14 protein-coding genes and 1 pseudogene are annotated in these 13,345 nt (G+C 38.5%); 1 reads left to right on the top strand and 14 read right to left on the bottom strand.

From position 1 onward, the window contains the following. Nucleotides 1-132: 132 nt before the first annotated feature. On the top strand, nt 133-402 hold the full coding sequence (rpsN, locus tag AB3I42_RS06150) for a 30S ribosomal protein S14 (protein ID WP_010736862.1): 270 nt from the start codon (nt 133-135) through the stop codon (nt 400-402). 323 nt (nt 403-725) lie between these two features. Here the strand turns inward: rpsN and AB3I42_RS06145 are convergent, their stop codons facing one another. The 14 genes and pseudogenes from AB3I42_RS06145 to AB3I42_RS06080 all read right to left on the bottom strand — a co-directional run bounded on the left by AB3I42_RS06145 (nt 726) and on the right by AB3I42_RS06080 (nt 13,301). Continuing rightward, the gene (locus AB3I42_RS06145; RefSeq protein ID WP_010720330.1) at nt 726-1,088 is read right to left on the bottom strand and encodes a type II toxin-antitoxin system PemK/MazF family toxin; all 363 of its coding nucleotides are present in this window, start codon (nt 1,086-1,088) and stop codon (nt 726-728) included. Between the two features lie 10 nt (nt 1,089-1,098). Beyond that, nucleotides 1,099-2,220, bottom strand: coding sequence for an alanine racemase (alr, locus tag AB3I42_RS06140; RefSeq protein ID WP_181914268.1), 1,122 nt, complete (start codon nt 2,218-2,220; stop codon nt 1,099-1,101). A 15-nt stretch (nt 2,221-2,235) separates the two neighbouring features. Then, nucleotides 2,236-2,586, bottom strand: coding sequence for a holo-ACP synthase (acpS, locus tag AB3I42_RS06135; protein ID WP_010720332.1), 351 nt, complete (start codon nt 2,584-2,586; stop codon nt 2,236-2,238). A gap of 129 nt (nt 2,587-2,715) precedes the next feature. Beyond that, nucleotides 2,716-4,227, bottom strand: a complete 1,512-nt coding sequence (locus tag AB3I42_RS06130; protein ID WP_010736861.1) for a DEAD/DEAH box helicase — start codon at nt 4,225-4,227, stop codon at nt 2,716-2,718. A gap of 322 nt (nt 4,228-4,549) precedes the next feature. Further along, nucleotides 4,550-5,902, bottom strand: a complete 1,353-nt coding sequence (murF, locus tag AB3I42_RS06125) for a UDP-N-acetylmuramoyl-tripeptide--D-alanyl-D-alanine ligase (protein ID WP_010736860.1) — start codon at nt 5,900-5,902, stop codon at nt 4,550-4,552. Nucleotides 5,903-5,978: 76 nt separating this feature from the next. Continuing rightward, complete coding sequence (locus tag AB3I42_RS06120) at nt 5,979-7,055, bottom strand: D-alanine--D-alanine ligase (protein WP_010736859.1); 1,077 nt, start codon at nt 7,053-7,055, stop codon at nt 5,979-5,981. A gap of 169 nt (nt 7,056-7,224) precedes the next feature. Further along, entirely contained in the window at nt 7,225-7,590 is a 366-nt protein-coding gene (locus tag AB3I42_RS06115) for a DUF2512 family protein (protein ID WP_181914266.1), read from the bottom strand. A gap of 126 nt (nt 7,591-7,716) precedes the next feature. Then, entirely contained in the window at nt 7,717-8,181 is a 465-nt protein-coding gene (locus AB3I42_RS06110) for a YaiI/YqxD family protein (RefSeq protein WP_010720337.1), read from the bottom strand. Beyond that, nucleotides 8,165-9,454, bottom strand: a pseudogene (locus AB3I42_RS06105) (hypothetical protein); the annotation flags it as partial. The gene AB3I42_RS06110 and the pseudogene AB3I42_RS06105, both read right to left, overlap by 17 nt. Before the next feature lie 451 nt (nt 9,455-9,905). Further along, a complete protein-coding gene (locus AB3I42_RS06100) occupies nt 9,906-10,397 on the bottom strand; it encodes a GNAT family N-acetyltransferase (RefSeq protein WP_010736856.1) in 492 nt (163 codons plus the stop codon). Nucleotides 10,398-10,420: 23 nt separating this feature from the next. Further along, nucleotides 10,421-11,020, bottom strand: a complete 600-nt coding sequence (locus AB3I42_RS06095) for a TVP38/TMEM64 family protein (protein ID WP_010736855.1) — start codon at nt 11,018-11,020, stop codon at nt 10,421-10,423. A gap of 144 nt (nt 11,021-11,164) precedes the next feature. Continuing rightward, a complete protein-coding gene (gene udk, locus AB3I42_RS06090) occupies nt 11,165-11,794 on the bottom strand; it encodes a uridine kinase (RefSeq protein WP_010720341.1) in 630 nt (209 codons plus the stop codon). Nucleotides 11,795-11,877: 83 nt separating this feature from the next. Beyond that, entirely contained in the window at nt 11,878-12,573 is a 696-nt protein-coding gene (locus AB3I42_RS06085) for a YjjG family noncanonical pyrimidine nucleotidase (protein ID WP_368022378.1), read from the bottom strand. Between the two features lie 11 nt (nt 12,574-12,584). Continuing rightward, on the bottom strand, nt 12,585-13,301 hold the full coding sequence (locus tag AB3I42_RS06080) for a 16S rRNA pseudouridine(516) synthase (RefSeq protein WP_014834347.1): 717 nt from the start codon (nt 13,299-13,301) through the stop codon (nt 12,585-12,587). Nucleotides 13,302-13,345: the final 44 nt, after the last annotated feature.

The raw sequence follows: 13,345 nt of genomic DNA, 5'->3' as shown, positions 1-13,345 counted from the left end.
TAGAGAATAAGAGAAGGACTAAACATTTTTAGAAACAAAATAATTGTTTTATTTCTCACACTATGTTAAGGTATCTACACTAAAACGTAATTTTTACGATTTGAAAAATTAAAGAGATTATTGGAGGAAAATATGGCAAAAAAATCAAAAATTGCAAAAGCTAGAAAACAACAAGAAATGATTGCCCGCTATGCTGATTTACGACAAGAGTTAAAAGCGAATAAAGATTATGAAGCCTTACGTCAATTACCTTTAGATGCACGCCCTGAGCGTTTGAAAAACCGTGACTTGATCGATGGACGTCCTCGCGGATATATGCGAAAATTCGGCATGTCTCGTGTGAAATTTCGCGAACTAGCTCATCAAGGACTGATCCCTGGTGTCAAAAAAGCTAGTTGGTAATTAGTATTAGACAGACGAAAGATATTCTGGCAAAATAGCAGTCACTCTCTGAATAAGATAAACTAATCAAACACATATAAAAAAAGCCGTAAGGACTAAAGATAGGAAAACTATTTTTGGTCCTTACGGCTTTTTTATAAGTTGAACAATGCTGACTCAACTTTTTTCTTATCATTATCCAGCATTTTTTATTAAGAGTCAGAAACGACCGTATAGCGATTGACATCATTAACGCTCAGATCCAACGATTTCTCTTATAACCTTTGTTGATTGACATTCAAGATAATTAGCTTGTTCCTTTTATATGTAAAGGCATAATGTGCTTATTTAGCGACAGGGGTCAATGCTTCGATACCTACACTGATTTTAAGTGCATGATCGACTTCTGACATAATTCCTCGATCTAAATGACAAACTTTTTCTTTTAATCTTGATTTATCAATTGTTCTGATCTGTTCAAGTAAAATGACAGAGTCACGTTCGATTCCAGTACCAGTTGCTTTTATTCCAATATGCGTAGGCAATTTAGGTTTGGCCATTTTGGCAGTAATGGCCGCCACAATAATCGTTGGACTAAAATGATTCCCTAAATTATTTTGAATAACTAAGACAGGTCGTGTCCCGCCTTGTTCTGAACCCACGACTGGAGAAAGGTCAGCAAAATAAATGTCTCCTCTTTTTACCATAGGATTCTCCTTACTCTTCATATTCTCTAGGAATGCGCGTTCCTAGTACACAGGCTACCTCATAGTGGATCGTACCTAATTGATCCGCTACTGCTTGCATCGATATCTCTTTTTCCTGATTTTTACCAATCAAAGTAACCTTTGTTCCCAGTGGAACTTCCTGAGGTAAACGGATCATAATTTGATCCATACACACACGTCCGACAATTTCACATAAATTTCCATCCACTAGGACGGAAAAGCCTTGCATGTTTCGTAACCAGCCATCCGCATAGCCAATCGGGATCGTCCCGATCCACTCTGGTTGATCGGTAATATAGGTTTCCCCGTAGCCGATGCCTTCACCTTTAGCCAAACGTTTCACTTGGATCAACTCGGAAACTAACTCTAGTGCGGGTTCCAATGGATACGGTTCTGGCAGTGCATGCCCTGAAGGATTTAACCCATACATTGCTACACCAAAACGAATCATGTTACCAATTTTTTCATCATGCCATAAAGCAGTAGCACTATTACTTACATGAACATACTTAGGTAAAGCAGGCAATACATCGATTGTCTCTATAAAACGTTGATGTTGCTGTTGCCAATACGTTTCATCCGCTTGATCAGCCGTTGAGAAATGGGTGAAAATCCCTTCCCATTCCAATACAGCACTTTCTTGAATAAATGAAACTGCCTCTACGACTTCTTCAGGTGTCAAAAAACCAATCCGTCCCATGCCGGTATCAACTTTCAAATGAAGTGCTAACGCATGTTTCAGCTTTCTTTCTTGCAGATATTCAACAGCCTGTTCTAACCATTCTTTGTTTCCTACAGTGATCGATAAATCATGGACAACCGCTAAAGTCAATGCGTCAATGGGAATCATATTCAACACTAAAATAGGTTGTGTGAATCCCGCTTCCCGCAATTCAATCCCTTCGTCTAGATTAGACACACAAAATCCAGTAGCACCTCCAGCCAGTGCAGCTTCTGCTGTCTGGACTGCTCCGTGCCCGTAACCATTTGCTTTGACTACAGCAAATAGCTCTTTTCCTTTTGGTAATCTAGCTAATTCTTTTTTGACATTTTCAGTAATAGCTTTTGTATGTATAATGACTCTTGTAGGTCGGTGCCAAGCGACAACCATGATTTTTCCTTCTTTCTAATCTTCTAAAATAATTTGTGCAAACGCTAATTCATCCGTATGCGTGATACTAACAAAACAAGTACCTGAATGAGGTGATTTTGTGACTACAGGTTGTCCTGCATCATTTTTTAAAATTTCAATTTCTTGAAACGTCACCTTACCAATACCAGTTCCCCACGCTTTTGAAAAAGCTTCTTTGCAAGCGTAACGCCCTCCGAGAAATTCTACTTGTCGGTGAAAAGGCAGGATTTGAAATTGCTCGATTTCATTTGGCGTCAACACTCGGTCGATAAAATTTTGTTTTTCTTTGATGATCTTTGCAATCCTTGGTAACTCAACTGCATCAATCCCAATTCCTTTAATCATAGACTCTACTCTTTTCAAAAATTTTAGAACACTCTCATTCTACCAAATTCTCGGTATTTTACCACCAATATGTCCATAAATAACTAAAAAGAAAGCTCCTCTTAAAAAAGAGAAGCTTATCATTTATTATTAATCGTTATTTGTACGGATCACAAATCCACGTTTTTTATCGTTTTGACGCTTACCGCCATCTTTTTGATGGTTATTATTTTTACTGTAGCCACCTTTTGATTTGTTGCCACGGTAGTTGTTATTATCGCGTCGATTACGGTTATTTCCGCCGCCACGTTTGCCATTTTTATTATAGCCTTTTTTCTGCATTGGCAATGGACGTTCTGGAGTGATTTTAACTGGTATTGCATCAGAAGGATCCTTTGCAGTCGTTTTTAGTAACAAAGCTACTAAATCTTGTGCAGAATACTCTTCAAGCAATTTATCTGCTGTTTGCAAATACTTGTCTAAGCCGTTTTCTTCAAGCTTAGCTTCAATTTGTTCCACTGCAGCACCTAGTTGTCCCTTGAATGCTTCTTTTTCAGTTGGCGGACGTAGAGTAGCCATCCGTTTTTTCGTTAAGTTCTCAATAACATGTAGGTAGCTCATTTCGTTTGGCGTAACGAATGTCACTGACATCCCGCCTTTACCCGCACGACCTGTACGTCCGATACGGTGAACATAACTTTCTGGATCTTGTGGAATGTCATAGTTGTAGACGTGAGTCACGCCTGAAATATCCAAACCACGTGCAGCTACATCCGTAGCAACTAAAATATCTAAATGACCATTTTTAAATGAACGTAAAACACTCATTCGTTTTTGTTGTGAAAGGTCCCCATGGATTCCTTCTGCACGATAACCGCGAGCTTCTAATCCACGTGCCAATTCATCAACACGTCGTTTTGTACGACCAAAAACAATCGTAAGTTCTGGTGTTTGGACATCGAACAAACGTGTCATGATATCGAATTTTTCGTATTCTTTTGCTCGAACATAATATTGATCGATTAAGTCAGCTGTCATTTCTTTCGCTTTGATCTTCACGTGTGTTGGTGATTTCATGAATTTCACGCCGATATTTTTGATTGCAGGTGGCATTGTTGCTGAGAATAATAATGTTTGGCGTTCTTCAGGTACTTTTGAAATAATATTTTCAATATCTTCCAAAAAGCCCATGTTCAACATTTCATCTGCTTCATCTAGAACTAATGTTTCCACTGTTCCTAATTTCAATGTGTGGCGGTTGATGTGATCCAGCATACGTCCAGGTGTTCCTACGACAATATGTGGACGATCTTTCAATCCACGGATTTGGCGACCGATATCAGCGCCTCCGTAAACAGCTTGTACACGTACTCTTTTATCACGACCAAGACGATAAAGCTCTTCTTGTGTTTGGATCGCTAATTCACGTGTCGGTGCAATGACTAACCCTTGCAATTCGTGGCGATTAGTGTCGATTTTTTCTAACATCGGCAAACCAAAAGCAGCCGTCTTACCAGTCCCTGTTTGTGCTTGTCCAATCACATCTTTTCCAGACAATGCTAAAGGGATTGTTTCTGACTGGATCGGTGTTGCTTCTTCAAAACCAGCACGCTCTACTGATTTCAATAATTCTGGTGATAATTCTAATTCTTTAAATTTCAAATGAATCCTCCTATATGGTTGTTAACTGAGGATGTAGCTTAATTTTTGCTACCCCGTCGATTGTTCGGTCAAAGTGTTTGGTTCTTTTTGACAGTGGCCACGTACGTTTTTACTCATTCTTAGCCCCTGTGGCACCACCGAAAAATCACTTTGCGAAGTTTAGGCATTAGAAAAGCCAAACGGGTCGCGTTCAGCTTTATCATTGTTATGACATCTGGCTCTAGCAATTTACATAAACGAAAGAACCAGTCCAATTTCTCTTCATCTTTCGGCAATAGGTTATTCTAGCATAATTTCTTATTTTCTGCAAGTTTGCAGTTTATTATTTCATTCCTTGCAATTGTTTAACGACATCAATCAATCCCATTCCATTGCTTCCTTTTAAAACGATGCTATCTTCCGGACGTATTTCTTCTTTCACCGTTGCAATGAGTTGTTCTTTATCTGTTTCAAAATATTGTACGTATAAATCTGGATACTTTTCGTTCAACTTTTCATATAATGCTTTCATTTGGGGCCCATATAAATAGACTCCCGCAAAATCAGCTGGATCAAGATGTTCAGCCATACTTGCGTGCATCTTCAAAGCATCTGGTCCTAATTCCAGCATGTCCGCAAGTACAGCAAGTCTTCTCCCTTTTGTTGGTAAGTTGGCAAAAGTATCTAAGACCAATCCCATTGCTGTAGGATTCGCATTATAGACATCACTTAGAATCCCCGCACCATTTCCAGCACTTAGCCACTCCGTACGATTTTGCGTCACTGTGACACTTGCTAAACCTAGACGGATGGCTTCCGTTGGCAGACCAAAAAATTGCCCAACAGCATAAGCAATCAACGCATTAGTGACATTATAACTTCCAGGAAGAGGAATCATGAACGATTCATCATTGACGATAAAATGTGTGGCTGTTTTCTCTTCACTCGTTACCTCCGCCTGTAGCTCCCCTGTATTTAATCCAAACGTTTCAATTTTTTGAGTCAAACTTTCAGTCAAAGGTTTCAATAATGGTTCTTCTTCTGGGATAATCAACAGCCCATCTTCTCTCAAACCATCAACAATCTCCATTTTTGCTTGCGCGATTCCTGCTCGTGAGCCAAGGTTTTCAATATGTGCTTCACCAATCATCGTAATAGCCGCTACTTTAGGTCGGGCAATCAAAGAAAGCTCAGTGATCTCTCTGGCATGATCCATCCCCATTTCTAAAACGATTTTTTCGGTATCCATCGGCATGTGCAAAATCGTATAAGGCAAGCCAATATTATTGTTGTAATTTCCTTGTGTTTTATAGGTTTTGTACTTTTGAGCTAAAACTGAAGCAGTCAAATCTTTTGTCGTTGTTTTCCCATTACTTCCCGTAATTGCCACCACTTCAGCCCCAACTTTCGCTAGGTAGTACTTCGCCAGATCTTGCATTGCTTTTAGTGGATCATCCACAAGAATCACTCGAATCCCACTAGGTGCTTTGGTCGCTTCCAGACTCCAAAAAGTAGCAACCGCTCCATTATCCATGGCTTGTTGAATAAATTCGTGTCCATCTCTTGCTCCTTTTAGCGGCACGAACAACCCACCTTTTTCAATCTTGCGACTATCGAACTCCACACCTGTGATTTCCGTTAAATCATTCATTACGCTTCCTACAGCTTGAGCGATTTCTTGTACTGTTAGTTTCATAAAAAACCCGCCTTTTCGCATTTAGAAGCCGGAACAAATGTGAATGACATTCGCTCCAGCTTCTATTTTTAATTGTCTATTCGTTTGCTTCAAAAAAACCTTGTCGTTGATTAAAACGATTGATTCCTAATTGAATCAATTCTTCGATCAAATCGCCATACTTCAAGCCCATGTTTTCCCACAATAATGGATACATGCTAAATTGCGTGAATCCAGGCATTGTATTTAACTCATTTAGGAATAGTTCATTTTTATTCGTCAAGAAGAAATCACAACGGCTCAAGCCACTCCCACCTAGCATTGTATACGCAATTTTTGCATATTCCTGCGCTTTTTGATAGACCTCTTCCGGTACTTCAGCTGGGATTTGCATTTCAATCTTATTGTTGATGTATTTCGCATCATAATCATAGAATGCAACATCTTTGACTACTTCACCAGGTAATGTGGTACGCACGTCTTCATTCCCTAAAACAGCTACTTCAATTTCACGTGCTTCGATCCCTTGCTCAACGATCGCACGAGAATCATATTGATAAGCTAATGCAAGCGCATTTTGCAGTTCTTCACGGTTCTCCGCTTTAGAGATCCCTACACTTGAACCCATATTTGCTGGTTTGACAAACATTGGGTAAAGCAAAGACCCTTCACATTGATCAAAGATTTTTTTAGGATTTTCTTTCCATTGATTTTTCAAAACAGGGACATAAGGAACTTGTGGCACCCCTGCCGCTTGCAAAATGTATTTGGTCATGATCTTATCCATTGCACAAGCACTTGTTAAAACGCCAGCGCCGACATATGGCAAGTTCAATGTTTCCAAAAATCCTTGAATCGTTCCATCTTCACCATTAGGTCCGTGTAAGACAGGGAAAACAATCGTTCCTTCTTCTTTGATTTCTCCAGGATTGATCACTCTTCCCGTAAAGCCATCTGTCACTTTTCCGCTTGGGTCCCATGTCAAATGTAAGTCTTCTTTGCTCGTTGGTTTCTCTGTTAACAAAGGGCCTTTCACCCATTGACCTTCTTTGCTGATAAATATCAGTTGAACTTGATAGTACGTATAATAAATAGCATTTAAGACTGAAAACGCTGAAAGAACTGAAACATCATGTTCTGCACTGCGTCCACCATATAGTAAAGTAATCTTCAAAAGATTGTCCTCCCGTATCCAATATCTTTCACTTTTACTTCATATTTTAGCACAAAATCAAAAGAATCAAACAGCTTATTTTTCAAAAAGTCGATAAACTTATTTGTTAAATCAAGAAAAAAGGCACGGCATCGCTGCCTGCGCCTCTTTTTCGATTGTTGTTTTTCATCTATTCCATCTTTCGTTCATCAGGGACAATCCCTTGATTTAATAACCATTTATGGAAGAACCATTCTCCTATGCCAATTAATAAAGCAGGAATCAAAACTCTCATCCAGATGTTCGTCATATCATTCATAAAATAAAGATATACCCACAAAATGACTGCGGAAGAACCGGCATCTGCGATCGTCGCCGCAATATTCCCCATCTTTCGCAAAATGAGTAAATCACCTAATACATAAATCATCACGACGATAATGACCCCAACAATTGTCGAATCCATGAAGCTAACTCCGTATAATCCTGTTAATACGATCCATAAAATCGCCCAAATCATGATTGCTTTTACAATTAATGCTTTTACATGTTTCATTTTCTACTCTCTCCCCTCAGATTAGAAAAAAATTAGATAATAAAATATCTTTAATTATTTTATCATTTTAAAGACAATACAAGCAAAGATATCGTACTAATTGAGGGGAGAACAAACCTATTGTCGCTACTCATTGTTTGAAGATAACTTGACTTGTTCAAGTGCTTGAATTAATGCCTGTCTAAAGTTTTGATGATCTTGAGTGGTAAAAGGTTTAGGTCCTCTAGTCCGCAGACCTGCTTTGCGCAACCTTCCACTTTGGTAACGTTGTTCTAACAAGGAGTCAATCGTTGTTGCACTAAATTCTTTACCCGTTTGATGAAACACTCGTACCCTCTTTGGTAAAACTAAAGAAGCTAACCCATAATCTTGTGTGATTAGAATATCTCCTTTGCGAATCAAGCCCACAATGCGGTAATCTGCGCTATCTGCGCCTTGGTCAACGTACACAAAATGAACATACGCTGGATATTCTTTATGGGTGTAATGAGCCACGCTCGTCACGATCATGACTTCCACTTGATACAAACCAGCAATTTCAATTACATCCTCCTTAACCGGCGAACCATCTCCATCAATCATTATTCGCATGATGCCGCACCTCTCGTTTCCATAATAGATAAACACCCAGCACACCAAGGAGTAACCAGCTGATGTTCCCCCACTTAGCGTATTCCATTAATTGCACACTGATCGTAGGAATTCTTAACTTGTCAGTTAACTGCAACAACACTGCAACAGGTAGTTCTAGCCAACGGGTAAGAACTAGTAACAGCCCCATCAAGAGAAATTGATGGACCACACTCCCTTTGTTTTGTGTCGTAAATTTAATGATGACTCGTTGATCCATGGGAATATCCGTATCAGTGTCATAACACACACGATTTAACCAACCGCTGATCACAGCATGACAAAAACTTAAGAAAAACAATCCAATCACAAACGCAGTCGGGATCAATAAAATCAATAAAGAGAGAGATAGTCCGATCAACTGGACGATCACTGGAGGAGAGGGGAAACTACGTAAGATACGATTACCAATCAGCTTAGCGACGACCATTCCAGCTATATAAGGTAGATACATATAAGTGGCTAAATGATCAAATCCATACAAAACTCCTACATAAAATGTACTAAACAAAAAGAGAAAGTTCCCCACCATTCCACTCAAAAAATTCATGAGATTGAGCCAACTTGGAAACTGCCAATTTTTTTTGCCTCGCCCTAAATAAAAAGCGGCTAAAACAAATAAAAAGAGAAAAACATAAATTGTAAGATCAAACAGTTCTGGCTCAACGAGCAAGCGTGCATTTCGAAACAAAAACAATAAGACAAAAAACACAATAAACAGCACAAATTCTTTCGTGACAAAAATCGTCGTTTTCATCTCTTTAAAATCCAATTCATACCTAGGATAATGGCTGATGGTGTGATAAGCCATGATATAAAACAATGTATACAGCCCTAACGTCACAACGATTTGGGTCGTACCTGACAACTCGATCGAGCGAAAAAGCAAAACCAATAATAGTAGCGCAAAGATATATTTTTTGCCTGTCATATTCGTAAAACCCTGTCGCTTTTCATGGTAATTAACAGTCACATTTGCTGGAAGTAGCCAAGCTGCACTAAATCCCAATAAAATACTAGACAAATAAAACAAGGGGAAATAGAGCACGCCAAAGATCCCTAATAACGAACCCGCCCCTCCCATCAAAAGAGCAATCATCAGTAATGTATAACTATCTAGACCTAAACGAATACTGCGGATCAAAAACAATCCCGTCATACGGAAAGTATAAAATAAGGTAAACGGTAAAATCGAAGCCCAGTTAGCCCCATCGCTCAAATTCAGAAATAAAAGAATTGTTTGATTTTCTCGAACATAAAAAAACTCCTTAGCGAGTAATTACAAAACTTATTTTTCATTCATTCTAGCATTAATCATAAGTAGAAACCAATTTTAGCCGATACTATCAACTAAGAATTTCGACTTATAACGAGCGATAACCTATTGCGACACGTCTTCTTGTCAGTAATAGTAACGCTCAAGCCAAACAAACCACGAAAGATTACCCATAAAAAATAGGACATTACCCAGAATCTCTTCTGACTAATGTCCTATCTTACTGGTACTTGAGTTTTTGTGAACTCAAGCAGACAAGCCCTTCTCCACAAAAGTCTTGCCCGACACCCTTGCATTCCGGCAAGTGATCACATCATGATCTTGTGTCTCCAAAATCAATTAGGCGCATCTGTAAACCAGAGGCCTTCTCGACCCGTCGCATGTCGTTACTTTAACACATATCCCAAAGTTATGCGAGTCTTTTTTTCATTTGATAATCGACCATTTGAAATCCTTGACCAATATCCGAGATCAGTTCACCAGCCATTTCAAAACCTTGATGAAGGTAAACGGCGATGGCTTGAGCATTGCCTTGATTGACACGTAGAAAAATCTCTTTGATTCCTTGTTCTCTAGCGATAGTTTCGTACCACTGAAAAAGAGCCGACGTCAATCCCTTCCCTCTGAATTGATTCATTAAGTATAACTTACTCAAATATATTTTGGATGCTATTACCTCATAGGCGGTATATCCGACCGTTTGCCCTTGCTCTTTTAAGAGAAAATACTGCACACCTTCCGCCACTTCTTTTTCAATCTGTTGTTTTGATTGATAGGTAGCCAGCATATAGTCCACTTGTGCTTGCCCAATGATCGGAACAAATGCTTCTGGCCAAACTTCCTTGATCACTGATACCAACTCGTCAATTTCAGTTGAGGTTACCTTGACTTTTTCTAACATTCTTTTTCTTTCCTCTCTTACTGCTAAAAATTTCCTTGTGCTTTCTGGAACAGATACAACATAATCAAACTATACGCACCGACAGACCAAGGTTTCAATAATAGGACAATTTGGATATATTCCTTAAAAGATATTTTAGTTAACCCTGCGACCAGACAAACCAAGTCATCAGGCGCAAAAGGAATCAACATGGTCAAACACAGTACTTTTTTGATATCCTTCGTTTTCTGTGTCAGTAATTGGTCGAATTTTTGGTACTTTTTGGGCGATAAAATAAGTTGTACAAAACTAACGCCATAATAACGAACCAATAAAAAACCAATGGCTTCACCGATAATCAATCCAATACAGCTATAAAGTAATCCCCAGCCATTCCCAAACATCAACAAGCCTGCCACTGAAGAAATTCCTCCAGGTAGTATTGGGATGATCACTTGAATAATCTGCAGGAGAATAAAAATCACTACTGCATACTCCCCAAATTGTTGGATGAAGCGTTGCAAAGAAGTGGTTGATCGAAAGATCCCATGTTGATAAGCATAAATGATTAACACCAAAAAGAACAATAAGCCAATAATCGGGATTATTCGGATATATTTATGTAAATGATTGTGATTGTTCATTTTCAGTCTCTCCACCTTTTAGCGCTACTTTTCATTAAGAATCGTTGCAAAAGTAAACGTTTCACTTGATAAATAAGTCGAAGAATCGAAAATAGCTTCTCCTATTTTCATGATTCTTCGACTTATCCTATTGGTTTCTTTGTTTTATTTATGATCCAAAAAACTAGCAACTTTCGTCGTAATCAAATCGATCGCTACGTGATTTTCGCCACCTTCTGGCACGATGATATCGGCGTAACGCTTAGTTGGTTCGATGAATTGATGATACATCGGTTTAACCACAGTCAAATATTGTTCGATCACGGAATCCAACGTTCTGCCACGTTCTTCCATATCTCGTTTGATTCTGCGGATGATACGGATATCATCGTCTGTATCTACATATACTTTGATATCCATCAAGTCACGTAGATTTTCATCTTCTAGAATCAAAATGCCTTCTAATATAATTACTTCTTTAGGCTCTTGGATGATTGTTGCTTGACTTCTTGTATGTGCAACATAATCATAAACTGGTTTTTCAATGGCGTTATAGTTCAGTAGTTCTTTCACGTGCTGAATCAGCAGATCATTATCAAAGGCAAAGGGATGATCATAATTCGTATTCAATCGTTCTTCAAAGCTCAAATGGCTTTGATCTTTATAATAAGAATCTTGTTCAAGCATCATGATGGAATGGTCTGGGAAATTATTGAAAATGGCACGACTTACGCTTGTTTTACCGCTTCCTGATCCACCCGTCACACCAATGATAATTGGCTTGCTTTTTGTCATTGACTAAAACCTCTTTCATATCCGTTTTTACATTCTTATCTATTATAGCGAAAATACACGAAAATGCTATATTTTTCTGAAAATTAATGCTTCTCGATTTCCAAAAGAGGATAAAGTTCTGCTAACGAATCAATCCGATAAGTCGGTACGATTTCTGGAATTTCCGGCAACCGATTTTTGTTAAACCAAATCGTATCAATTCCTGCCAAGTTCCCTCCTTTAATATCTGAGGTCAATGAATCGCCAATAATAACTGTTTTTTCTTTTTCAAATTGAGGAATCTGTGAAAAGACATGATCAAAAAATTCTTTCATTGGTTTTTGGGCGCCCACATCTTCTGAAACAAAAATTTTTTTGAAATAGCCCAACATTTTCGCATCAGTCAAACGTTGATATTGCGTTTTCGATACCCCGTTTGTCACAATATAAAGATCCGCTTGTGAAGATAACGTCTGAAGCAGTTCATGACTTCCCTCAATCAAATCATGCCCCTGATTCAAGTAATGTCTGTATCTTTTCTCCATAGCTAAACTATCAACTGTTTTACCAAATTGTTGAAATAGTAGTCCAAAACGACTCCCGGTAACCTCTTCTCTCGTTATATTCCCTTTTTCAAATTCACGCCATAAGTGATGATTTAATGCCTTATAACTTGTTTTCACTTCTGGTGTCAATTCAATTCCTTGCTCTGCAAATAATTCATTTAATGCTTTTGCTTCTGTCATCTGAAAATCAAGTAACGTATCGTCTACATCGAATAATAAAGTATGATAATTCATTTTTTTCTCTCCTATTTAAAATATATTTTCAATTGCTTTAATTCGGTTAATGTCAGTGAACGATAGGCACCTTCAGCAAGTTGCTCATCTAACTGCAAAGGTCCCATCATTAGTCGCTTTAGCTTTGTCACTTTTTTACCACGTGCAAGGAACATCTTTTTTACCTGATGAAATTTTCCTTCTTGTATCGTTACTCGTACTCGACTGCTGTTTTTGGATGTTTCCATGATTGTTAATTGTGCAGGTAAACAACGATAGCCACCCTCAAAAACAATTCCTGCTTGAAAAGCTTCGATATCTGAAGCTGTCACTTGTTCATTGATCTGCGCCTCATAAGTTTTGAAGACTTTTTTATCAGGCAGCAACATTTCATATCCCAACTGACCATTTGATGTCAGTAATAGTAGTCCTGTGGTATCACGATCCAAGCGTCCGACAGGATAGAGCGGCTTCGTTCGATCCGCTGAAGCAATCAAGTCTAACACGGTCATTTTTGTTTGGTCTTTAACTGCAGTCACAGAACCACTCGGTTTATTCAATAAATAATAGACTTCGTTTGTCGTTAAACGCTTACCTGAGACTTCGATCTCATGGATCAAACTATCCACATTTCGGTTTTGGCAAAATTCGACACAACCATCAATTTTAACTTGTTTTGATGCAAATAAACGCTTCATCTCTTTCCGAGTCGTTTGTAAAGTTTCTTCAATTAATTTATCTAAACGCATGGTGCTTTCCTTTCTTAGCCTAACAAGCATTATAACCCGAAAGA

It is taken from the genome of Enterococcus sp. C53 (assembly GCF_040887425.1).
GTDB lineage: Bacteria > Bacillota > Bacilli > Lactobacillales > Enterococcaceae > Enterococcus_B > Enterococcus_B hirae.
This window is presented reverse-complemented; position numbering and strand designations above follow the sequence as displayed.

What these genes read in the sequence shown, in the direction of transcription:
- AB3I42_RS06085 (WP_368022378.1), bottom strand. Translation starts at nt 12,573, where the DNA reads ATGAATTATCATACTTTATTATTCGATGTAGACGATACGTTACTTGAT.
- acpS (WP_010720332.1), bottom strand. Translation starts at nt 2,586, where the DNA reads ATGATTAAAGGAATTGGGATTGATGCAGTTGAGTTACCAAGGATTGCA.
- AB3I42_RS06110 (WP_010720337.1), bottom strand. Translation starts at nt 8,181, where the DNA reads ATGCGAATAATGATTGATGGAGATGGTTCGCCGGTTAAGGAGGATGTA.
- murF (WP_010736860.1), bottom strand. Translation starts at nt 5,902, where the DNA reads ATGAAACTAACAGTACAAGAAATCGCTCAAGCTGTAGGAAGCGTAATG.
- AB3I42_RS06080 (WP_014834347.1), bottom strand. Translation starts at nt 13,301, where the DNA reads ATGCGTTTAGATAAATTAATTGAAGAAACTTTACAAACGACTCGGAAA.
- alr (WP_181914268.1), bottom strand. Translation starts at nt 2,220, where the DNA reads ATGGTTGTCGCTTGGCACCGACCTACAAGAGTCATTATACATACAAAA.
- udk (WP_010720341.1), bottom strand. Translation starts at nt 11,794, where the DNA reads ATGACAAAAAGCAAGCCAATTATCATTGGTGTGACGGGTGGATCAGGA.
- AB3I42_RS06115 (WP_181914266.1), bottom strand. Translation starts at nt 7,590, where the DNA reads ATGAAACATGTAAAAGCATTAATTGTAAAAGCAATCATGATTTGGGCG.
- AB3I42_RS06100 (WP_010736856.1), bottom strand. Translation starts at nt 10,397, where the DNA reads ATGTTAGAAAAAGTCAAGGTAACCTCAACTGAAATTGACGAGTTGGTA.
- AB3I42_RS06095 (WP_010736855.1), bottom strand. Translation starts at nt 11,020, where the DNA reads ATGAACAATCACAATCATTTACATAAATATATCCGAATAATCCCGATT.
- AB3I42_RS06145 (WP_010720330.1), bottom strand. Translation starts at nt 1,088, where the DNA reads ATGGTAAAAAGAGGAGACATTTATTTTGCTGACCTTTCTCCAGTCGTG.
- rpsN (WP_010736862.1), top strand. Translation starts at nt 133, where the DNA reads ATGGCAAAAAAATCAAAAATTGCAAAAGCTAGAAAACAACAAGAAATG.